General features: G+C 71.9%; 21 protein-coding genes. 7 read left to right on the plus strand and 14 right to left on the minus strand.

Annotation, left to right across the window (positions count from 1 at the left end; translation table 11 throughout):
* Positions 1-6: 6 nt before the first annotated feature.
* Positions 7-651 (minus strand): VC0807 family protein, encoded by a 645-nt coding sequence (locus JHE00_RS04340; RefSeq protein ID WP_200314946.1) that lies wholly within the window; start codon positions 649-651, stop codon positions 7-9.
* Complete coding sequence (locus JHE00_RS04345) at positions 648-1,541, minus strand: alpha/beta fold hydrolase (RefSeq protein ID WP_200314948.1); 894 nt, start codon at positions 1,539-1,541, stop codon at positions 648-650. Before JHE00_RS04345 ends, JHE00_RS04340 begins: the two co-directional genes overlap by 4 nt.
* An 85-nt stretch (positions 1,542-1,626) precedes the next feature.
* On the opposite strand from JHE00_RS04345, the gene JHE00_RS04350 reads away from it, so the two are divergent.
* Entirely contained in the window at positions 1,627-2,193 is a 567-nt protein-coding gene (locus tag JHE00_RS04350; protein ID WP_200314950.1) for a TetR/AcrR family transcriptional regulator, read from the plus strand.
* Positions 2,194-2,377: 184 nt separating this feature from the next.
* On the opposite strand, the gene JHE00_RS04355 is transcribed toward JHE00_RS04350, so the two are convergent.
* On the minus strand, positions 2,378-3,616 hold the full coding sequence (locus tag JHE00_RS04355; RefSeq protein WP_200314952.1) for a calcium:cation antiporter family protein: 1,239 nt from the start codon (positions 3,614-3,616) through the stop codon (positions 2,378-2,380).
* A 273-nt stretch (positions 3,617-3,889) separates the two neighbouring features.
* Here JHE00_RS04355 and JHE00_RS04360 point away from each other — a divergent pair, with 273 nt between their 5' ends.
* Together JHE00_RS04360 and JHE00_RS04365 are read left to right on the plus strand one after the other, a co-directional pair.
* Positions 3,890-4,255, plus strand: a complete 366-nt coding sequence (locus JHE00_RS04360) for an ArsR/SmtB family transcription factor (RefSeq protein ID WP_200314954.1) — start codon at positions 3,890-3,892, stop codon at positions 4,253-4,255.
* 323 nt (positions 4,256-4,578) lie between these two features.
* Positions 4,579-4,971, plus strand: a complete 393-nt coding sequence (locus JHE00_RS04365; RefSeq protein WP_200314955.1) for an STAS domain-containing protein — start codon at positions 4,579-4,581, stop codon at positions 4,969-4,971.
* A gap of 27 nt (positions 4,972-4,998) precedes the next feature.
* Here JHE00_RS04365 and JHE00_RS04370 read toward each other — a convergent pair whose 3' ends face one another.
* Positions 4,999-6,549 (minus strand): alpha/beta fold hydrolase, encoded by a 1,551-nt coding sequence (locus JHE00_RS04370; protein WP_200314956.1) that lies wholly within the window; start codon positions 6,547-6,549, stop codon positions 4,999-5,001.
* A gap of 30 nt (positions 6,550-6,579) precedes the next feature.
* Complete coding sequence (locus JHE00_RS04375) at positions 6,580-7,533, minus strand: DMT family transporter (protein ID WP_200314957.1); 954 nt, start codon at positions 7,531-7,533, stop codon at positions 6,580-6,582.
* 74 nt (positions 7,534-7,607) lie between these two features.
* On the opposite strand from JHE00_RS04375, the gene JHE00_RS04380 reads away from it, so the two are divergent.
* The gene (locus tag JHE00_RS04380) at positions 7,608-8,507 is read left to right on the plus strand and encodes a LysR family transcriptional regulator (RefSeq protein WP_200314958.1); all 900 of its coding nucleotides are present in this window, start codon (positions 7,608-7,610) and stop codon (positions 8,505-8,507) included.
* A gap of 75 nt (positions 8,508-8,582) precedes the next feature.
* Here the strand turns inward: JHE00_RS04380 and JHE00_RS04385 are convergent, their stop codons facing one another.
* Positions 8,583-9,953: an FAD-binding oxidoreductase gene (locus JHE00_RS04385; protein WP_200314959.1), complete on the minus strand. Its 1,371-nt coding sequence runs from the start codon at positions 9,951-9,953 to the stop codon at positions 8,583-8,585.
* Positions 9,954-10,171: 218 nt separating this feature from the next.
* Here JHE00_RS04385 and JHE00_RS04390 point away from each other — a divergent pair, with 218 nt between their 5' ends.
* Together JHE00_RS04390 and JHE00_RS04395 are read left to right on the plus strand one after the other, a co-directional pair.
* Complete coding sequence (locus JHE00_RS04390) at positions 10,172-13,459, plus strand: error-prone DNA polymerase (RefSeq protein WP_200314960.1); 3,288 nt, start codon at positions 10,172-10,174, stop codon at positions 13,457-13,459.
* Positions 13,460-13,539: 80 nt separating this feature from the next.
* Positions 13,540-14,721, plus strand: coding sequence for a 4-hydroxybenzoate 3-monooxygenase (locus JHE00_RS04395; RefSeq protein ID WP_200314961.1), 1,182 nt, complete (start codon positions 13,540-13,542; stop codon positions 14,719-14,721).
* Between the two features lie 91 nt (positions 14,722-14,812).
* Here JHE00_RS04395 and JHE00_RS04400 read toward each other — a convergent pair whose 3' ends face one another.
* Complete coding sequence (locus JHE00_RS04400) at positions 14,813-15,271, minus strand: GNAT family N-acetyltransferase (protein ID WP_200314963.1); 459 nt, start codon at positions 15,269-15,271, stop codon at positions 14,813-14,815.
* Between the two features lie 53 nt (positions 15,272-15,324).
* Between JHE00_RS04400 and JHE00_RS36045 the strand changes: the two genes are divergently transcribed.
* On the plus strand, positions 15,325-15,552 hold the full coding sequence (locus JHE00_RS36045; protein ID WP_372440354.1) for a hypothetical protein: 228 nt from the start codon (positions 15,325-15,327) through the stop codon (positions 15,550-15,552).
* Here the strand turns inward: JHE00_RS36045 and JHE00_RS04410 are convergent.
* The 7 genes from JHE00_RS04410 to JHE00_RS04440 all read right to left on the minus strand — a co-directional run bounded on the left by JHE00_RS04410 (position 15,515) and on the right by JHE00_RS04440 (position 21,644).
* Positions 15,515-16,285: an endonuclease I family protein gene (locus tag JHE00_RS04410; RefSeq protein WP_200314967.1), complete on the minus strand. Its 771-nt coding sequence runs from the start codon at positions 16,283-16,285 to the stop codon at positions 15,515-15,517. The two genes, JHE00_RS36045 and JHE00_RS04410, sit on opposite strands and share 38 nt — an antisense overlap.
* Before the next feature lie 142 nt (positions 16,286-16,427).
* Positions 16,428-16,865: a PPC domain-containing DNA-binding protein gene (locus JHE00_RS04415; RefSeq protein WP_200314969.1), complete on the minus strand. Its 438-nt coding sequence runs from the start codon at positions 16,863-16,865 to the stop codon at positions 16,428-16,430.
* Positions 16,862-17,770, minus strand: a complete 909-nt coding sequence (locus tag JHE00_RS04420) for an NAD(P)-dependent oxidoreductase (RefSeq protein WP_200314971.1) — start codon at positions 17,768-17,770, stop codon at positions 16,862-16,864. Before JHE00_RS04420 ends, JHE00_RS04415 begins: the two co-directional genes overlap by 4 nt.
* Entirely contained in the window at positions 17,767-19,218 is a 1,452-nt protein-coding gene (locus tag JHE00_RS04425; protein ID WP_200314973.1) for an MFS transporter, read from the minus strand. Before JHE00_RS04425 ends, JHE00_RS04420 begins: the two co-directional genes overlap by 4 nt.
* Positions 19,219-19,263: 45 nt before the next feature.
* Positions 19,264-19,734, minus strand: a complete 471-nt coding sequence (locus JHE00_RS04430) for an RpiB/LacA/LacB family sugar-phosphate isomerase (protein ID WP_200314975.1) — start codon at positions 19,732-19,734, stop codon at positions 19,264-19,266.
* 30 nt (positions 19,735-19,764) lie between these two features.
* Positions 19,765-20,661, minus strand: coding sequence for a PfkB family carbohydrate kinase (locus JHE00_RS04435; protein ID WP_200314977.1), 897 nt, complete (start codon positions 20,659-20,661; stop codon positions 19,765-19,767).
* Positions 20,658-21,644 (minus strand): LacI family DNA-binding transcriptional regulator, encoded by a 987-nt coding sequence (locus JHE00_RS04440; RefSeq protein ID WP_200314979.1) that lies wholly within the window; start codon positions 21,642-21,644, stop codon positions 20,658-20,660. Before JHE00_RS04440 ends, JHE00_RS04435 begins: the two co-directional genes overlap by 4 nt.
* Between the last annotated feature and the right edge of the window lie 69 nt (positions 21,645-21,713).

Genomic DNA, 21,713 nt, shown 5'->3' on the forward strand with positions numbered 1-21,713 from the left:
CCCTGCCTACTCGCGCGGGCGTGCCCCGGCAACAGCGGCGTCGGCGTAGCGTGCCTCGACCCGGCCCGCGCACCACATCGTCCACGCCGACAGTGCCGCGATCACGGCCAGCAGCAGCACGAGACTGAGCCCCGCCATGAGGTCGGGCGAGAGCACGTACACCAGCGGCACGCGCACGATCGCCTCGAGCAGCAGCGCGACTCCCCACACCGCGGACATGCGCACGAACGCCCGCCGGAACTGGGGAACCTCCGCGCAGAGCCGGTCGATCTCCGCGCGTTTCGCCTCGTTCGACCCCGCCCGCACGGCCACGAGCACCAGCGGGTTGCGGCCCGCGCAACTAGCGAGCAGGACCAGCGCGGCCACCCCTGTCCCGAAGGACTCCTTCACGAGCACGAACCTCGCGTCACCGGAGACCACCGACAACACCAGGCCCACCGCGAGCACGGCGGCAAGCATCGCCGCGAACCCGTCGAACGAGCGCTGCCGCACGCCGACCCAGGCCAGGCGCGCCGCCGCGAACACCGCACCGGCGAGCAGCGAGACCTGCTCGCTCTGCCCCGCGAGCCGCAGTCCGTAGTACGCGGCCAGCGGCAGTCCCGCGTCCCACAGCAGCAGCGCGAGCAGCGGGCTGCCGCCCTTCTCCGTCATCGCGCCGCTCGCCCGCGCTCGACCTCGGTCAGAAACTCCAGCAGCCTGGCCTCGACCCGCTCCGGGTCTTCGCCCGCGATAGCGTGGGTCGCCGACGGCCAGAGCTCCACGCGCACATCGGGCAGCAGTTCCCGGGCTCTCGCGGCGGCGCGCCCGCCGTCGTGCATCACGCTGCGGCCCGCGATGAACACGAGCACCGGCACCCGCACCGCGCGCAGCTGCTCGTCGGTGAACACGGCCGGGGTCGGCAGCGCGATCGTGTAGGTCCGCATACCCTCGTCGATAACGGTGGCCACCGGGTCTCCGGAGTCCACCTCGGCGCCGCCGGAGACCCAGTCGAGAAACGACGGTCGCGCCCACCGGCGCACGCCCGGCACCAGCGTGAGCGCCGTGCGCGCCAGCAGCTGCAGCGGGAACCGCGCGAAGGTCTGCACCGGGTCGATGAGCGTCAGCGACGCGAGCCGCTCGGGCGCGCGCACCGCGAGGTTGGCGGCGAGCCAGCCGCCGAACGAGTAGCCCACGAGGTGCACGGCGGGCTCGTCCAGCTCGGCGAGCACGGTGCTCAGCCACGCGGCCTGGTCGGCGGCGCCGCGGATGGGCGCTGTCTGCTCGCTGCGGCCGGGCTCCCCGATCAGGTCGAGGGCGTAGACGGGACCGTGCGCGAGCAGACCCGCGAGGTTGGGCTCCCACATCACGGCCGTGCCCGCCCTGCCGGGCAGCAGCACCAGCGGTGTGCCGCCCCGATCCCCGAAGCGGTACACCCTGGCCGTGCCGAAGGCCGTCTCGATGTCGCGCTGCTCCGCCGGTTCCGGCAGCGCGCCGAACCCCCGGTCGTACGCCTCGTCGTACTCGGCTCGCGCCTGCGGCGACACGAATCCGCCCAGTCTCATGACCATCCTCCCCGTTGGCGATACGATCGTACGATAAACAAAGGCGTAAGCTTTTGCAATCCGATCGTATTGCCAAGGAGGTACGGTGCCGCGGCTCGTGGATCACGACCAGCGCAGGCGCGCGATCGCCGAGGCCGTCCGCAGGATCGCGGCGGACCGGGGACTGGAGGCGGTCAGCGTCGGCCAGGTCGCCACCGAGGCGGGCATCTCGAAGGGCCTGGTGCAGCACTACTTCCCGTCGAAGGACGCGATGCTGCGCTATGCCACCACGACCCTGCGCGACCAGGTCGACCACCGGGTGCCCGGCGACGAGCCGCCCGACCTGCGCACGCTGGCCGTCTCACTGCTCCCGCTGAACGAGGCCGGCCGGACCGAGGCGCTGGTGGCCAACGCGTTCCTGTTCAGGGCACTCAAGGACGAGGAGATCGCCGCCCGCTTCCGCGAGGGCTACACGCAACTGCACCGGATACTCACGGCGCTGCTCGGCGACGCCCAGGCCAGCGGCGACCTGGCGGCCGGGCTGGATCCCGCACAGGAGGCGGACCTGCTGCTGGCCGTGGTCGCCGGCCTGGGCGACGCGGTACTGCTGGGCCACCGCGAGGCCGACGAGGCCATCGCACTCGTCGACCGGCACCTGTCCCGGCTGCGGTGAGACCCGGGTTCCCGATTGTCCATTACGGACACTTTTTCATCGATCAGATCTCGCGTCCGCGCATCGCGCTCGCCTCCCCTCTCCCCAGTCGTCTCTACCGGCCCCCGGCGAGGGGACCCAGGAGAAAGGAGACGGGCGAGCGCCGCTGGATACCCGCGGTGCCCGCCCGTTGTCGGGGAGTCTTCTAGTGCGTGCCCGCCAGCTCCGGCGAGGTCTCGTCGTCGCGCTCCTCGACGTGCTTGCGGAACGGCGCCATCAGGGTCGGCACGATGTGCTTGCGGTTGTGGATCAGCGCGCCCAGCGCCAGCACGGCGTAGATCCCGCACAGCACGTAGCGCGCGGTCTGGCCAGGCAGGGCGAACTGCGCCGCGAACAGGCCGAGCAGCGTCCAGGCCGCCCAGCGCGGGAACTTCAGCGCCAGCAGTGCGGCCACGCCGAGCACCGTCTGGGTGGCGGTGAGCAGGAACTCCTCGATCTGCCTGGCGTCGAGCTGCAGCCCCATGCCGCCGCCACCGAGCAGGTAGGCCAGCGGGATGCTGCCGACCAGCAGCGTCCACTGGTTGACCTTGCTGGAGATCAGCGTGCCGATGGCGTCGCCCGCCTTGCCCCGCACGGCGAACAGGATCGCCACGATGAACTCCGGCGCTTCCGAGGCCAGCGGCGCGAGCCACTGCACCAGCAGGAACTGGTCGATGCCGAGCTGGGTGCCGGTCTCGATGAGCGCGTCGGCGAAGGGCTCCGCGCACAGCACGATCACCACGGCGGAGAGGGTGAACAGCGAGACGACCAGCGTCCGGCGGGCGCGCTTGGGTAGCGCGCCGATGGTGGCGGCGGGCCCGACGAGGTGTGGTTCTTCGGCCTCGGCTCGTGAAACCTTCCACAGGTAGAACACGAAGAACCCGAGCAGCGCGCAGCCGAGGATCAGCGAGATCTGCCCGGTCAGCGGCACCACGAACGCCACGACGGAGGCGATCGCGAGGAAGCCGAGCTCCACGCGGTGGCCCGACTCGAGCACCAGCGCGCGCACGGTCCGGCCGGTGCGCCGCTTCGCGAGGACGAGGGCGATGATCACCACCACCGACCAGCCAAGGCCGAGCAGCAACCGGTTGGAGCCGGTCATGTTGGCCGCGGCGTAGGCGACGTACTCGGGGTTCGAGCCCGCGGTGTAGGCGAAGTAGAGGTCGACGGCGTACTCGGGCAGCACGGCGATGACGGCCAGGATCGCGATCGCGAGTCCGCCGGAGATGTCGACCTGCGCCGACTCCGCGGCCCAGGCGAGAACGAAGGACGACGCCACGACGGCCATCCCGAACAGCAGCAACGCCAGTACCGGCATCACCGCCGCCCCGGAGAACCGCAGCACCAGAGCGGGCACGGTCAGGGCGGAACACAACGCAAGCGGACGCACCAGCTTGCCTGACATCGGCGGGTTCCTTCCGGACGGGCGGCCGGCCGGGACACGGGGGCCTCGGCCAGCGGACAACAGCAGCTGGCCGAAGGTCTCGCCCACCCGCCGTGAACGCGGGCCCCGCCGCCGGAGACGAAACCGTCTCAGCGTGTCGACGTGCGGACTTGCGGGCTACTCCCCTTCGGAACGCTCACAGCATCGACCCGGTTCTGTTGTTTTCGCAACCAACGAAGTGGATCAAGGTGGCCCGTGACAGCGATTACGGCATGCGGAACAATCGCGTGTGAGATGACGAAATCCGCTGGCCGCCGGGCAGGAGAACCGGCCATCACCGGCACCGAGGCCGAACCGACCGCGCCCCAGCTGACGGCGGCCGCGGCCACGTTCGCGCTCCTGTCCAGTCCGGCCCGACTGCACCTGATGTGGCTCATCGCACACGGCTCCTACGACGTCAGCACGCTGGCCGAGCGCGTCGGGATCAGCATCGCCACCGTGAGCCAGCACCTCGCCAAGCTGCGACTGTCCGGCGTCATCACGGCGCGCCGCGAGGGCAGGCGGCACCTCTACACCGTGGACGACCCCCACATCGTCGCGCTGCTCACGCAGATCTTCGAGCACATCGCCCCGGACGGCAGCGTCGCGCCGGAGCTCTGAGAAGCGGACCTCACGGGGGACACAGTGGATACTTCACTGTGGACGGACGTTGGGGCGGAAATTCACCAACTCGAAGCGGCCTCGGAGGCCACCCCGGTGGCGCGGAGTCGCGTTCGCGGGACGATGCCGCTCCCGCTGACCCGCGTGATCATGAGCCCGCCTCGCACCGGCGGTACGGCACTGGCCGGCATCCCCGGCCAGCCGGCGGTGGCGCTCTCGTACGGTTCGGCAGGCGCGCCAGGATCCGCGGCGCCTGACCCGGCCCGGCATGCCGCTGCGCTGCAGCGCTTTCGCATCGGTGCACCGGGGAGGAGGATGGGTGTATGTCCATCCCGGGTCCGAGCGCTCGCGAGCCGAACGGCACCCACGCCGCGGTGGTCTCGGTGCGCACCGAACGCCGCGGGGACGTGCTGGTGCTGGCCGTGGCCGGCGAGATCGATATGGCGACCGCGCCCCGGCTCGACGATGCGATCGCCGGCGCCACGCGCGCCAGACCACGCGTGCTCGTGGTGGACCTGTCCGAGGTCGTCTTCCTCTCCGCCGCGGGAATGTCCGCCCTGATGCGGGCCGCCGACGACACCACCGCGTACGCGGGATCGTTCCGGGTGGTCGCCTCCACTCCGCTCACCCAGCGCGTCCTGGAGCTGATGGGACTGGACGACGAACTGGAGGTCCATCGCGACCTCGAGGCCGCCTGCCGGGAGCCGAACAGCTAGGGCGGTGCCGCCCCGGTGTTCGTCCACTCAGGACGCCGGGCACGTCCGGTCCGCGTCGGGCAGCACTCCCTCGACGAGCCAGCGCACGGCCTCGTCCGTCGCGCACGCGGTGCGGCCCAGCACCCCGTGCCGGTGGTCGTCGGCAGAGACGAGTACCGCGCGGGAGCCGAGCGCCTCCCGTACCGCACGCACCCCGTCGGCCGGAGCCCGGTAGTCGCCGGTGTGCTGCAGGATCAGCACGTTCGAGCCACCGCTCCAGCCCCGCGAGGTGAGCGCCGGCCGCGGCTCGGCGGGTTCCACGGGCCAGTACGCGCACGGGCCGATCTTCGAGAACTGCCCCCGGGTGACCGGCCAGCGCTGGCGCTCCCGCTCGAAGTCGCCGCGGTTCGCGGCGGGATCGCGCTGCCAGCCGGGCTCGGCGCAGCGGATCGCGTAGTAGGCCGAGACCGCCTGCCGCAGGCTCTGGCCCGCGGCGAGCTCGCCTCCGTCGTCGCCCAGTCGTTCGGCCAGCTCGCGCTCGCTCGGCGCGCCTGGCACGCCGGCGAGGAAACCGAGCGACAGGGCCAGCGGCTCCAGTTGAGCGTCGTCCTGCAGCGCGGGCACCAGACGCGCGCTCTGCAGCGCGGCCGCGTCGACGGCGGTGCCGTCGAAGGGCACCGGTGTCCTGGCGAGCTCGGCCGCCGTACGCACGTACAGCGCCCGGACCGCGGCGGCGTCGGAGCCCAGGTGCCAGTCGCGGTCGCGGCGGGCCATGCTGGTGGCGAGTTCGGTGAACCGCGCGTCGGCCGCCCTGGCCCCCTGCGACTGCGCCTCACGGGCGGTCACCGTGAGGTCGGACGTACCGTCGAGCACGACCCTGCCGGTGCCGCCGGGAAAGACCGTCGCGTAGGTCAGGGCCAGTTCCGTGCCGTAGGAGTTGCCGTAGAACGAGACCCGCTCCCGGCCGAGCGCCTTGCGAAGCTGCTCGACGTCCCTGGCCGTGTTGGCCGTGGTCAGCTGGCTCAGCAGCGCGTGGTCGAGTGAACCGCACGCCTCGGCGAAGGACCGGGCCGTGGCGGAGTCGCGCTCGACCGTCGTCGGCGCGCTCGCGCCCGCGACCGCCGCGGCGGTCCCGTCGTCGACGGGGCAGTCCACCGGGGCGCTGAGACCCACACCCCGCGGGTCGAACCCGACGAGGTCGTAGTGCTCGCCGAGCCGCCCATCGGTGAGGCCGTCCACCCCGAGGGTGTTGAACAGCCCCGGCGCGCCAGGACCGCCAGGGTTGGACAGCAGCACCGGCCGGTCCTCGCCCGCCGACAGCCGCGAGACCGCGATCTCGATCGTCTCGCCGTCCGGGTCGGCGTAGTCGAGCGGAACCGGGAGCTCGGCGCAGGTCAATCCGGGCGTGTCCGGGGACGGCCCGCCGGGCACTGACGGGCACGGGCCCCACTGGAGACGCGGCGCGGACAGGCCCTCGGTCAGCCTCGGCAGGGTCGAGTCGGGGCCCACCGCGGGCCCGGGGGAACGCTCGGGCTCCGGCGAGCACGCGACGGCCAGCACCAGCACCAACCCCGCGCCCGCAGCCCTCGTCCCCCGCATCCCCGCGAGAATAGGGGCCGCGCTCGCGACTCAGCCCACCGCCGCCGGTGCGGGTTCGGCCTCCCGCTCGGTGCGGTGGCGCCGGGAGCGACCCGACGCGAGCAACCACACGGTCGCCAGCACGGTCACGCACCCCGCGAACTGGGTCACCGACGGCACCTCGTCCAGCACCAGCGCGCCGAGCAGGGTCGCTCCCGCGGGCTGCAACAGCAGCAGCGTCGACGACAGCGCGGGTGCCAGCCGCGGCAGGCCCGCGCCGATGAGCAGCCAGCCCAGCGCCTGCCCGAACAGCGCCACCAGTGCCAGGCACACCCACGCGCGCAGCGGCAGGTCCACCGAGATTCCGGTGGTGGCGACCCCGGCGACACCCGCGACGGCCGCGGCCGACGCCGTCGCCGTGAACACCAGCGTCACCAGGTGACGTGGGAAACGCTCGCCGCAGTCGCGGCTGAAGTAGAGGTATCCGGAGTAGGCCAGGGCCGCCAGCAGCGCGAACACCGTCCCCCGCACCGGATTGCCGCCGACGCCGCCCGTGCCGACGACGCCGCCCGCCAGCGCCACGCCGAGCAGCAGGACCGGCAGCGCGACGAGGAACCGGCGCGCGAGCGGTACTCCCGCGAGCACGCGCATCACGAGGGGGAACAGCACGACCTGGAGGTTCACCAGCACGGTCGAGATGCCGGCGCCGACGTCGCCGATGCTGACGTTCCACAGCAGGAAGTCCAGCCCCAGAAACGCTCCGCCCACCAGCGCGGTGCCGAGCATGGCCGGCCCGACGGGCCCGTGCCTGCGCAGTTCCCGGACGAGCAGCGGCGCCAGGAGCACGAGGGCGAGCACGCAGCGGTAGAACGCGGCGGTCGCGGCCGAGACGTCGGCGAGCGCGATCAGCACCGCCGACACCGACAGCGAGCCGGCGCCGAGCGCGACCCACGCCGCGGGCGACCCCGTCAGAACGGGAGGGAGGAGGTTTCGGGGGTTGACCACGCTCTCTACCTTGACGAGCCGCACACTTCAGGACAAATTATTGTTAGTGAGGACATTTGCTTAGACTTGCTTAGATGTTGAGCTGGGAACGTCTCCGAGTGCTCGCCGCCGTCGCCGAACACGGCTCGATCGCGGCCGCCGCGGCGGCACTGCACGTCACCGGGCCCGCCGTCACCCAGCAGATCCGCAAGCTCGAACGCGAGGCCAGGGTCGCCCTGATCGAACCGGACGGCCGGGGGGTCCGGCTCACCGCCGCGGGCCACATCGCCGCGCAGGCGGCGCGGGGCGCGGCCCGGCTGGTCGGCCAGGCCGAGCGCTCGCTGGCCACGATGGACGGACAGGTGGTCGGCCCGCTGCGCATCGGCGCGCTGAACAGCAGCTTCGGCCCGCTGCTCGGCCCCGCGCTGCGCGCGCTCACCGACGAGCACCCCGAGGTGGTGCCCACGGCCCGCAGCGGCGAGGCCGTCGACATGGTGCCGCTGCTGTTCACCAGGGATCTCGACCTGGTGATCGTGGAGAGCTGGTCCAGCCTGCCGGTGCGCGTACCGCCGCGGATCCGGCTGGAACCGTTGACGGTGCACGAGATCGCCCTCGCCGTGTCCGCGCGGCACCCGCTCGCCCGGCACGACACCATGACGCTCGCCGAGGTGCGCGATGAGGTGTGGACGGCGTGCAGGCCGGGAACCGACCACCACGACGCTCAACTGCAGGCCATGCGCAGGCACGGGATCGAGCCCGACATCCGCTACGTCGTCGACGACTTCCTCACGCAGATGACCCTCGTGGCCGAGGGACTCGCCGTCACGCTGGTCCCCCGGCCCGCGGTCGCGGACTCCCCGGGCGTGCGGCTGCTGCCGGTCACGCCCGGCCTGACCCGGACCATCGCGATGGCGACGCGGGAGGGCCCCGCGACACCGGTCGTCGAGGCCCTCACCGCCAGGCTGCGCGAGGTCGCCGGCCTGGCCTCGCCCTGACTCCCGATGATGAGCGCCCAGTCCCTTGTGGACACCAACGACACGGAGGCACCGGAGCGGACCGCCGGGTAGCGCTCACGGCCGGATGTTCTGGTTGAGGTGGAACAGGTTGTCCGGGTCGTAGCGGCGCTTCACGTCCACCAGCCGGTCGTAGTTGCCCTTGTAGTTGCTGCGGATCCGGCCCTGGTCGTCGTCGGCCATGAAGTTGACGTAGCCGCCCTCCTCCGAGTGCGGGGCGGTGGCCGCGTAGTAGTCGCGGACCCACTGGACGTTGGCGTCGTTGTCGGCCGGGTCGGGCCACATGCCCGCGATCACCGTGGCGAAATTGGCGTCGCGGTAGGCGAAGGCCGTCTCGTCGGGCGCGACCCGGTGGCACGCGCCGTTGATCGGGTAGATGTGCATCGTCGAGTTGACGGCGGGCACCTTCGGGCCGTGTTCCAGGTGCGCCGCGATGATCTCGTCGGTGAGCTCGGTGACGAAGTTGGCCTTCCAGTAGTGCTGCAGGCCCGGTGGCACGAGCGCGTCGAAGGCGCTGTTGAGCGCCGGGTACGGCATCGGCCCGACGTGCTCGGCGACGGTGGGCGCGACGTCGCGGATCGGTTGCAGCGCGCGCTCGGCCTCCTCGGGCGCTCCGGTCCAGCACGCCACGAACGCGATGAACGGCTCGCCGTGACGGCTCTCCGGGATGAACGGCAACGGCGGCGCGATCTGGAAGGCCGGGAAACCACCGAGCTGTTCCGGTGCGCTCTGGATGTACTCGCGGTAAGTGCGCAGCAGGTCACCCGCGGCGTCGAGCTCGAAGAACATCGGCCCGCCGTAGATGTCGGCCACGGGGTGGAGCCGGAACTCGAACGAGACCACGACGCCGAAGTTGCCGCCGCCCCCGCGCAGCGCCCAGAACAGGTCCGGGTTCTCGTCGGGGCTCGCCACCCGGAAGTGCCCGTCCGCGGTCACCACACCGGCAGAGAGCAGGTTGTCGCACGACAGCCCGAACCCGCGGTCGAGGTAGCCGATGCCGCCGCCGAGCGTCAGCCCGCCGACACCCGTGGTGGAGATGATGCCGCCGGTGGTCGCGAGCCCGAACGCGTTGGTCGCCGCGTTGAAGTCACCCCACGTGGCGCCGCCCTCGGCGCGAGCCGTGCGAGTCGCGGGGTCGACCCAGACGCTGCGCATACCGGACAGGTCGATCACGACGCCGTCGTCGACGGTGCCGAAGCCGGGCACGCTGTGCCCGCCGCCGCGCACGGCGATCTCGAGCCCGTTGTCGCGGGCGAAGCGGACGGCCGCCATGACGTCGCCGACGTTGGCCGCCCTGACGATCGCCCTCGGGCTGCGGTCGATCATGGCGTTGTGCACGACGCGGGCGTCGTCGTACAGCTCGTCGCCGGCGATGATCACCGGGCCGCGGACGAGCTCGTGCAGGGTTTCGATGGTGGGGGCGGCCATGGTGCCTCCTCGCGGACAGTCTGGGCCGACGTGGACGCCCGTAGCTCACTCCGCTCGCCCGTGCGTCGATAGAGTCACAAGGCCCCCCGTTTCCATCCGCCCGTGTGGCGGGTCTCTCCCCCAGTTGACTTCGCCGCGAATCCGGCGCACTCTCGAACACGCGTTCGATTTTCTGGTGCTGTCTTCCCCGCAGTCACCGTGCAGACGCGGGAGTACATGTGGCGTTCAACAGTCCTGGGGTGTCGTGGGCCGAGCTGGAGCGGGCGCTGTCCGGCCGGGAGGTGGCGGACCCGCCGGAGTACGCGGCGGAAGCGCCGAGGGCGCGGCGGCAGGCGAGCTTCGAGTCGCCCGAGCTGCGGGTGCCCTACGCGGAGCTGCACGCGCACTCGTACTACAGCTTCCTCGACGGCGTGTCCTCTCCCGAGGCGCTCGTGGAGGAGGCCGCGCGGCTCGGGCTCGACGGGCTGGTGCTGACCGACCACGACGGCGTTTACGGCGCGGTGCGGCTGGCAGAGGCGGCTCGCGAGCTCGGCGTGCGCGTGGGCTTCGGCGCCGAGCTGAGCGTCGGCCTGACCGGTCCGCAGAACGGCGTGGCAGACCCGGAGGGCACGCACCTGCTGGTGATCGCCCGCGGGGTGGAGGGCTACCGGCGGCTGTGCCGGGTGCTCACCGCGGCGCACCTGCGCGGCGAGGAGAAGGGCCGACCGCTCTACGAGCCGGACGAGGTGGTGGAGGAGCTGCGCGGCCACGCCGTCGTGCTGACGGGCTGCCGCAAGGGCGCCGTGCGCCAGGCGTTGCGCGACGGCGGCCCCGCCGCCGCGCACGCCGAGCTGCGCGGGCTCGTCGACCGGTTCGGACGGTGGCACGTGGCGGTGGAGCTGGTGGACCACCAGCGGCCGAGGGACTCGGCGCGCAACGACCTGCTCGCCGGGATGGCCGCCGACCTCGAGGTGCCCACGGTGGTGTCCAACGAGGTGCACTACGCCCGGCCCACGGACGTACGCCTGGCGCAGGCGGTCGCGGCGGTGCGGGCACGGCGCAGCCTCGACGAGCTGCGGGGCTGGCTGCCCTCGGCGGGCACGGCGCACCTGCGCTCGGGAACCGAGCAGCTGGCGCGCTTCGGCACGCGCTACCCGGGAGCGGTGCAGCGCGCCGCCGTGCTGGCGGTGAGCTGCGCGTTCGACCTCCAGCTCGTGGCGCCCCGGCTCCCGCCGTTCCCGGTGCCGGAGGGCCACACCGAGTCGAGCCACCTGCACGCGCTCACGTGGGAGGGCGCCGCGCGCCGGTACGGCTCCCGGCAGGATCGCCCCGACGCGTACGCGCAGCTGGATCGCGAGCTGGCGATCATCGAGGAGCTCGGCTTTCCCGGCTACTTCCTGGTGGTGTGGGACATCGTGGAGTTCTGCCGCAGGCGGGGGATCCTGTGCCAGGGCCGGGGTTCGGCGGCCAACTCGGCGGTTTGCTTCGCGCTCGGCATCACCAACGCCGACCCGGTGAAGTGGGGGCTGCTGTTCGAACGGTTCCTCGCGCCGGAGCGGGACGGCCCGCCGGACATCGACATCGACATCGAGTCCGATCGGCGCGAGGAGGCCATCCAGTACGTCTACGAGACGCACGGGCGCCGCCACGCCGCGCTGGTGGCCAACGTGATCACCTACCGGGCGCGCTCGGCCGTGCGCGACATGGCCAAGGCGCTCGGGTTCTCGCCGGGACAACAGGACTCCTTCGCCAAGCAGGTCGACCGCTGGGGCACGCGCGCCACGGCCGAACCCGCTCCCGGCGAGCAGCCGATGCCGCCCGTGCTGGTGGAGCTGGCCAACCAGCTCGGCGACGCGCCCCGGCATCTCGGGATCCACCCCGGCGGCATGGTCATCACCGACCAGCCGATCTCCGAGGTCGTGCCGGTGGAGTGGGCCCGCATGCCCGGCCGGACGGTGTTGCAGTGGGACAAGGACGACTGCGCCGCGATCGGACTGGTGAAGTTCGACCTGCTCGGCCTCGGCATGCTCTCGGCGATCCGCTACGCCATCGAGCTGGTGGCCGAACACGAGGGCGTCGAGGTGGACCTGGCCGCTCTCGACCTGGCCGACCCGGCGGTGTACGACATGCTGTGCGCCGCCGACGCGGTCGGGGTCTTCCAGGTGGAGTCGCGCGCGCAGCTCGCCACGCTGCCTCGCCTGCGGCCGCGCGAGTTCTACGACCTCGTGGTGGAGGTGGCGCTGATCCGCCCCGGCCCGATCCAGGGCGGCTCCGTGCATCCTTACCTGCGCCGCCGCGACGGCGAACCGTGGCAGCACGCGCATTCCCTGCTGGCCAACAGTCTGGATCGGACACTCGGGGTGCCGTTGTTCCAGGAACAGGTGATGCAGATGGCCATCGACGTCGCCGATTTCTCTCCCGCCGAGGCCGACCAGCTGCGCCGCGCGATGGGCGCCAAGCGTTCCGCCGCGAAGATGGCGCGCCTGCGCAGGCGGTTCTTCGCGGGTGCGGCGGCCAATGGCATCACCGGACCGGACGCGCAGCGGATCTTCACCCAGATCGAGGCGTTCTCCGGCTACGGCTTTCCCGAGGCCCACTCGCACAGCTTCGCGCTCATCGTCTACTCCTCGGCCTATCTCAAGCACTACCACCCGGCGGCGTTCACGGCCGGGCTGCTGCGCGCACAGCCCATGGGGTTCTACTCGCCACAGACACTGGTCGCCGACGCGCGCAGGCACGGTGTCGCCACGCGCGGCCCCGACCTGAACGCCAGCCTCGCCCACCCCACGCTCGAAGCCGATCCGACGAGCCACGGCGGGCAGGCCGTCAGGCTGGGCCTGGCGGGGGTGCGCGGACTCGGTGAGGACAGCGCCACCACCGTCGTCGACGAGCGCACCGCCCGCGGCCCGTTCGGCGACCTGGCCGAGCTCGCCCGCCGGGTCCCGCTCACCCAGGCCCAGCTCGAGGCGCTCGCCACCGCCGGAGCGGCCCCAGTCGGCGAGCTCGCCGACCGGCGCGGCGCGCTGTGGGCGGCGGGAGCGGCGGCCCGCGACCGGCCCCGGTACCTGCCCGGCACGGCGCCGGGACTGGCCGCGCCCGCACTGCCGGGAATGACCGCGCTGGAACTGGCCGCCGCCGACGTGTGGGCCACCGGCATCACTCCCGACGGACATCCGGTGGAGTTCGTGCGCGCCCGCCTCGACGAGCTCGGCGCGCTGCCCGCCGCCGCGCTGCCCGGGGTCGAGGACGGCACCCGCGTGCTCGTCGGCGGCGCGGTGACCCACCGCCAGCGGCCCGCGACCGCGGGCGGCATCACCTTCCTCAACATCGAGGACGAGACCGGCATGGTCAACGTCCTCTGCTCGCCCGGACTCTGGAACCGCCACCTGCACACGGCCCGCAACGCGAGCGCCATGCTGGTGCGCGGCATCGTGCAGAACGCGGCCGGGACGGTCACGCTGGTGGCCGATCAACTCCGGCACCTGAACCTGGCCCGGCTCACCACCGGCTCCCGCGACTTCCGTTGACTCTCGCCCACCGGGCCCGGACTCGTTGCGTCACCGCGCCGGAGCCGGAAAGATGAGCCGGCGGAGCTGGGGAGGTCACGATGACCGCGAGTACCCGTGTCGCCGTGTTCGGCGCAGGCCCCGCGGGGCTGGCCGTGGCGAACATCCTGCACGACAGCGGAATCGACTGCGTGCTGCTGGAGGCCCGCGGTCGCGCGTTCATCGAGCAACGTCCCCGCGCGGGCTTCATCGAGGAATGGGCCGTGCGCGGGCTGGCCGCGCATCGTCTCGCCGACGAACTCCTGCGCACGGCGCCGACGCACACCGGGTTCGAGTTCCGGTTCGAGGACGCGCGCCACCCGTTCGACTACGAACGCTGGGCCGGGCAACGGCACTACGTCTACCCGCAGCAGCTGCTGGTCACCGACCTCGTCCGGCGCTACCTCGAGCGCGGGGGCCGGGCTGTGTTCGAGGTCGGCGACGCGCTGCCGCACGACATCGAGTCGGACGCGCCGTTCGTCACCTACACCGACCCCGAATCGGACCGGCCCGTCCGGCTCGACTGCGACCTCATCGCGGGCTGCGACGGCGCGCAGGGCGTGACCAGACGGCACGTGGGCGGCCGGACGCTGAGCCACGACTACGGCATCGGCTGGCTCGCCCTGCTCGCCGAGGCGCCGCCGAGCGCCGACGGCGTGGTGTTCGGTATCCACCCGCGCGGGTTCGCGGCACACATGGCGCGCACCCCGCAGGTCACGCGGTTCTACCTGCAGTGCCCGCCCGGCGACGCCGAGACGAACTGGCCCGACGACCGGGTCTGGACGGAGCTGCACGCCCGGCTCGGTGTTCCGGACGGGCCGATCGCCGACGGACCGATCATCGAGAAGCGCGTACTGGACATGCACAACTACGTCACCGAGCCGATGTCACGCGGCAGGCTGCACCTGGCCGGCGAGTCCGCCCACCTCGTCGCGCCCATCGCGGCGAAGGGCCTGAATCTCGCGCTGCACGACGCGTTCCACCTCACCGCGGCGATCCGCGCGCACTACGACGGCGACGACGAGCCGCTGGCGCGCTACTCCGAGACGTGCCTGGCGCGAGTGTGGCAGTACCAGGAGTTCTCGCAGTGGCTCTCCGACATCTTCCACAGCTCGACGCTCGACCCGCCGCCCGATCCGTTCCGAGCGCGGCTCGCGCAGGCGCGGCTCCGCCGTCTGCTCGGTTCGCAGGCGGCGGCCGCGTCGTTCTCGGAGATCTACATCGGCAAGGCGGCCGACTTCTGACGTCGTGAGTCCACAACGGACGGTCAGGGCCTCGGGTCGTCCTGGCACAGGGAGCCGATCCAGGTGTCCCTGCGCTCGCCGCGGTGGTGGCTCAGCCCTCGCACGGTGCCTTCGACCCGGAACCCGCACCGCTCGGCCACCTGCCGCGAGGCCAGGTTACCGACGTAGGCCTTCCAGTGCACCACGGCGAGGCCGCCAGTCGCAGCGACCGGCTCATCACGCGCTTGCCGCGCGCCCACGGCGCCAGCACGAAACCCACCTCGGCCGCACCGTGGCCGTCCAGGCGCAGGTCGACGTTGCCGGAGTAGCGGCCCTCGTACTCGATCGCGAACCCCGCCTGCGTGCCGTCGAGCCACGTCCGCTCCACCAGCGCGAGGAACTCGCGCGCGTCCGCCACTCCGTAGGGCACCGGCACGCTCGTCCAGCGCCGCGACTCCGGGTCGCGGGACTGCAGCACGATGTCCGGCACGTCCTCGGGGCGGTGACGCCGGAGCAGCAGACCGGGTTCGACCACCAGCTCCGGCACGGTGGGAAGCGGCGTGATCGTCATGGCGCGAGTGTCCCGCCGGGTCCGCCCGCAGTCCACCGGATATCGACTGGCTAGTGCGGGCCGCCGCCGCGCGGTTCGTCGCTGTCGCGCTCGCGCGCCAGCCGGATACCGTCGCGGACCGCGGCCCGCACCACGTAGTACAGCGCATACAGAAACACCGCCACGACAACGACGTACAGCAGGACGCTGACGACGGTCGCCGAACCAGTTCCGATGTTCATCGGGGCACTGTAGCCCGGAGAGCTACCAGATCTCGCCGACCCACTCCGGGTGGTCGATGAACGGGTTGCGGTTGTTCTGGAAGTCCTCGTAGATCACGGTGTTGCGGTTGCGCTCGAACTCGTCCGGCGGGTCGGCCTCGTGCCATTCCAGCAGCACCGACAGCCTGCCGATGTTGGGCGCGGAACCGTTGTCCACCTGGTCGTTGGGCTCCAGGTCGGCGAAGCCGTCGGTGCCCTCGTAGCGCACGGACATGTAGAGGATCATCCGCGCCACGTCGCCCTTGACCTCGTCGCGCGGCTCGAAGCTGTCGTCGTCGGTGAAGTTGCCCGGCGCGCCCTGGACCTCGTCGCCGCCGTTGTCGAAGTCCTTGTTGTCCCGCGTGCTGTTCACCTGCACGTCGGTCGGCCGCAGGTGGTGCAGGTCCGTACCGGGGCCGGGTGCGGTGCCGAAGTCGCCGTGGGACTTGGCCCAGACGTGCTCGCGGTTCCAGTCGCCGCTGCCGCCGCCGTTGCGGTCCTTCGCACGGGATTCGCCGCTGTAGAACAGGACCACGCTGTTCGGGTCCGCCGGGTCCTCGTCGGAGGCCTGCAGCCCGTTCCACACGTCGTCGTAGGACAGCTGCTCGCTGACGCTGATGATCTCGTGCAGCTTGTCCTTCAGAGCCTCACCGGTCAGGCCCTCGGTGCCGGCGTAGTAATCGTCCTGTGCCACCGCCGACGGCGCGAACAGCCCCGCCGCCACCACCAGTGCGGACAGTGTGCCCGCGAGAGTACGTCCGGCCCGAGCGCGCATGCGTTCTTCCTCCGTCCGCCTGCGGCCACCGGCGGGGCGGCCGCGTGATCGTCTGCCCGCAAGCACGCTCCCACGCGGCCGTTCGGCCCCAGTACCGACGAACGTCGCGAACACCCGTGAACATCGGGTGTCCGGGCGGCGATCACTTCGCGACGATCTGCGCCACCCCGTTGGCGTCGGGCGCGCGCCCGACGTTCTCGGCGTCGAACACGAGCAGCAGGATCTCGCAGAGGTAGAGCACCACGCAGCCCGGTTCGATGTGCCCGCCGACCGCGCCCTCGGCGGTGGAGACCACGCCGTGCAGGTGTGGCTCGCCGTCGAGGATCAGCCCGTTCATCGACGCGAGCTCGAACGCCACGTCGTGCCACTCCGGGTGTGCCTCGCGCACCGGGAATCCCGTGGTCTCCACCATGTGCAGGTGGCAGTCACGCAGCGTGCCGATCGCCGAGACGACGGCACCGGTGCGGATGCCGTGCTCGGCGATGGCCTGCCCGAGCGACTCGAGGATGTCCTCCCCCGGCGGCACGCGGACCACCAGCCCCCGCGACGGAACTCCCACGTCGTGCACGTTCACCGTCATGTCACCCGCTCCTGTCGCTCGGCGATCTCCTGGTTGGTGAGTCGTTCGTACACCCGGCTCAGCGCCTGGTTGCCGTGGGAGTCCTCGCCGTGCGCCATCGCCTCCAGGTAGAGGTCGAGCACACCGGAGGCCGCGGGCAGCGGCACGTTGTTGGCCCCGGCCGCCTCGAGCCCGAGCCGGAGGTCCTTGACCTGCAGGGCGATCCGGAATCCCGCGCTGTCGTCGCCCGCGATCATCTGCGGGCCGAGGTTGTCGAGCACCCAGCTCGCGGTGGCCCCGCCGAGCAGCGCCTCGCGCAGCTTGCCGAGATCCACGCCGAGCGAGCGGCCGAGGGCGAACGCCTCGCACACCGCCTGGATGTTGATGGCCACGGCGACCTGGTTGCACACCTTGGTCGCCTGCCCCGCGCCGATGGGACCCATCCGGGTCACCGTCGCCGCCATCGCGTCCAGCACGGGCGCCACGCGGTCGAGGTGCTCGTCGCTGCCACCCGCCATCACCGAGAGCGCGCCCTCACGGGCTCCCTTGACGCCACCGCTCACGGGCGCGTCGACGTAACCGAGCCCCGCGGCGAGGCTGGCCGCGCCGAGCTCCTTCGTCGCGACCGGCGAGATGCTGCTCATGTCGATGTGGACGGTGCCGGGCCTGGCGTTGGCGATCGTGCCGCCCTGGCCGTGCACGACCTCCTCGACGTGCCCGGTGTTGGGCAGCATGGTCACCACCACGTCGGCTCTGGCGAGCAGCCCGCGCACGTCGCCGGTCACGGTCAGCCCCTCGGCCTCGGCCCGGTCGCGCGCCTCGGCGAGGACGTCGTAGACCTCCACGGTCAGGCCCGCGCGCGCGATGTTGTGCGCCATCGGCGTTCCCATCACACCGAGCCCGAGAAAGGCGATCACGTCGCTCATATCGTCTCCTTGTCGTGGTCGCGGACCGCGGCCTCGCGCGCCTCGAAGTCCTCGTCGTCGACGTTGGCCTTCGCCGGGTCCCAGCGGATCAGCAACAGTGCCAGCAGACCGAGCAGCGGTGCGGCGGCGAGGACGAACAGCGCGTTGAGCCCCAGTGCGGCGGTGAGCACCGGCCACATGACGAGGCCGAGCGTGCCGCCGAGCCGGTTACCGAGCTGGATGAAGCCGACGCCGGTGCCGCGGATCGAGGTGGGGTACGACATCGTCGCGATCACCACGCCCTGCGTACCGGGTCCGGCCGCGTGACCGAAGATGAACGCGCCGAGGCAGACGCACGCAGCCACGATGGCTCCGGGGAACAGGCCACGGCCGAGGATCGCGACGAGCACCATCGACGTCATGGTGATGCAGAAGCCGATGATGGCGAGCCTGCGCACGCCGATCCTGGAGGCGGCGAACACCGCGACGAGGCCACCGGCCACACCGAAGATCGCGTTGAACACGAGCGGGCCGAGGATGCCGGTGAGCACCGACTCGCCGAGCACCTGTTCCACCACGATTCCGATCGAGAAGCCGACCGCGTAGTACTGCAGTCCCTGGCAGAAGTTGACGATCAGCGAGAGCACGGTGCGCATCCGGTAGCGCGCGGTCCAGAGCACGTTGAAGGCCCTGCGCGCGGGCACGCCGGTCTTCTCCACGGTGAGCACGGCGTCCGGCGCAACCTCGACGTCCACCCCGTAGGCCTTGCGCAGGACCTTGGCCACGCGATGCAGGTCCCCGTTCTGCGCGAGCCAGCTCGCCGACTCAGTGAGGTACTTGCGCCGCAGCACGAGCACGATGATCGCGGGCACCACGCCGATGCCGACGACCCAGCGCCACAGCGACGAGATGTCGGCGCCCAGCGCGCCGTAGATGTGGTAGCCGATCAGCAGCAGCAACCACGTCGAGGCGACGGCGACGTACCAGACGGGCGCGTACATGTTGAGCGCGCTGCCCTTGCGCCGCGAGTCGGAGTACTCGGCGATGAAGCTCAGCGCCACCGGATAGTCCACGCCGACGGCGAAACCCATCAGGAACCGCGCGATGATGAACGTCCACGGGTCGGGAGCCAGCGCGCACGCCAGCGTCGCGACGATGAGCATCACCAGGTCGGCGGTGAAGACCTTCTCGCGGCCGATCCGGTCCATGAGGATTCCGCCGGAGAGCGAGCCGATCAGCGCGCCGACGAGGATGATCCCCGACGCGAAGCCGAGCTGCAGCGCCGAGAACTCGAACTCCTCCTGGACGTAGGTGAGTCCGAACGCGATCGACGTGAAGTCGAAGGCATCCATGAAGATGCCTGCCAGTGCGATGATGACGATGAACCGCGAGTTGCCGTGCCTGATCACGCCGTCGTTGATCAGGCGCTGCACGTCACTCGGGTGGCGGAGGATGATCTTCTTTGACATTGTCCTGCTCTGCCGGTCGGGGGTGGTGGTTCGGGTGCGTGTCGCTCAGAGCCGGTCGGCGAGTTCGCGCGCACCGTCGAGTTCGAGCTGGTGGAGTTTCTCCACGCGGCGCCGGGTGTCCTCGTCGTTGTCGAAGCGCGCGTCGAGATAGGCGACGAGCACCTCGCGCGCGGTCGCGGGGCCGATCAGCCACGCTCCCATCGCGAGTGCGTTGACGTCGTCGTGCTCGACGCCCTGGTGCGCCGAGTACACGTCGTGGCCGAGCCCGGCCCTGATGCCGGGGATCTTGTTGGCGGCGATCACGGCGCCGACCCCGGTGCCGCAGACCAGCACCGCGCGGTCGGCCTCGCCGCGGCGGACGAGGTCGCACGTGGCGAAGGTGACGTCGGGGAAGTCGACGGGTGAGTCGTCCTGCGCGCCGCTGTCGATGACCTCGTGGCCGAGCGCGGTGAGCACGTCGACGACGTGGCTCTTGAGCGCGAAACCGGCGTGGTCGTTGCCCAGTGCGATTCTCATGGTTCTCCTTCGAACATCAGGTGGAGGCGCTCAGCCGGTGGCCGCGACGCCGAGCTCCGCGATCGTCGGGATCGCGGCGGTCGCACCGATCCGGGACACCGCCGTCGCGGCGGCGGTGCTGGCGAGTTCCATCGCCGCTCTGGGATCCGCGCCGTCGGCGAGCGCGGCGGCGAGGAATCCGATGTAGACGTCACCGGCGCCCGTGGTGTCCACGACCTCGGTGACGCACGAGGGCACGGGAACGCTCTCGCCGTCGCGCACGAGCAGCGAGCCCCGCGCGCCGAGTGTCACCAGCACCGCGAGCCGTTCCCGGCGGGCCAGCTCGCGCGCCGCGTCGGCGGGATCATCGTGGCCGGGGGCGAGGTGTCCCGCCTCGGCGGCGTTGACGACGAGCAGGTCGACGTCGGCCAGCAGCGTGGCCGCGTCGGGGCGGTAGGGCGCCGCGTTGAGCACCACCGTCGCGCCTGCCCGCCGGGCGCTCGCCGCGGCGAGTCGCACCGTCGCGAGCGGCAGTTCCAGTTGCAGCAGCAGCACATCCGCGGCCGCGATGGTCTCGAGGTGGGCGCGCACGTGGGCGTCGGGCAGCAGCGCGTTGGCGCCGGGCACCACGATGATCGCGTTCTCCCCCGCGTCGTCGACCGCGACCACGGCGGTGCCCGTGGGGCCGGGCGCGGTGAAGATCCGCGCGGCGATGCCCTCGGCCGCGAGCAGGGCGCGCGTGGACTCCCCCGCGCCGTCGGCACCCACGGCGGCGATCATCGTGGTCGCGGCTCCGGCGCGGCGCGCGGCGACGGCCTGGTTGAGCCCTTTTCCGCCGAGCTGACGCGACAACGACTCGGCCGTCACGGTCTCGCCGGGCCGCACGTGCTCGGACAGGCCCAGCCGCGTGTCCTCGTTGACGCTGCCCACCACCCAGACGCGGCTCACGACGCGCGGCCCGTCGTGCCGCGTTCAACGAGGCTGGTGCTGAGCGAGACGGTGCGCACGTCGGTGTCGCCGGTCAGCTGGCGTTCGAGCTCCTCAACGGCCCGCGCGCCGAGCTCACCGATGTCCTGTGCGACGGTCGTCAGTCCAGGGTGGACGAGCGCGGCGAGCACGATGTCGTCGTAGCCCACGATGCTGAGGTCCCCTGGCACGCTGCCGCCGCGGGCGAGCACGGCGTTCATGGCCCCGATCGCGGCGAGGTCGTTGGCCGTGGTGATGGCGCTCGGCGCGGCGGGGCCGTCGAGCAGCGCGCGCACGGCCGCGGCACCGGACTCGACGGTGAAGTCGCCGTCGACCACCCTCGGTTCCAGTCCGGCCGCGCGCAGTTCGCGCTCGTAGCCGGCCACGCGCAGGTCGGTGACGTCGAGCCCGGGCGGGCCGCTGATGTGGGCGATGCGCGTGTGCCCCAGCTCGATCAGGTGCCGGACCGCGAGAGCGGCGCCCTCGACGTGGTCGGTGACGACGGTGGAGAGGTCGGTGACGGACTCCGAGCGGTCGACGACGACGAGCGGCCGCGAACCCGCCGCCTCGCGCAGCTGTTCGGCCGAGTCGAACGGGTTGCCCACGACGATGAAGCCGTCCACGCCCCGCGCCCGCAGCACGCTCAGGTCCTCGCGGGCGGAGTCGGCGCCGAGCGCCGCGGTGAGCAGGATGGTCTGGCCGCGCGCCTTCGCCGCGCTCTCGGCTCCGGCCATCAGCTCGGGGAAGAACGGGTTCGTGATGTCGGGAACGAGCAGGCCGAGCGAGTGTGAACGGCCCGACGACAGGCTGCGCGCGATCTCGTTCGGCTGGAACCGGTGGCGCTGCGCGATGGCCCGCACCCGCTCGACGGTGGCTGCCGAGACGCGTCCCTTACCGGTCAGCGCACGCGACGCGGTGGCCACGGACACGCCGGCCTCGGCCGCGATGTCTCGGATGTTCGTCACGTCTGGTCCACTCTCGCCGTTGATGTGCGTAACCGGTTGCGCAGCAGAAGGTAACCCTCGGATCGCGGA

The organism is Prauserella cavernicola, from assembly GCF_016595675.1.
Lineage (GTDB): Bacteria > Actinomycetota > Actinomycetes > Mycobacteriales > Pseudonocardiaceae > Prauserella_A > Prauserella_A cavernicola.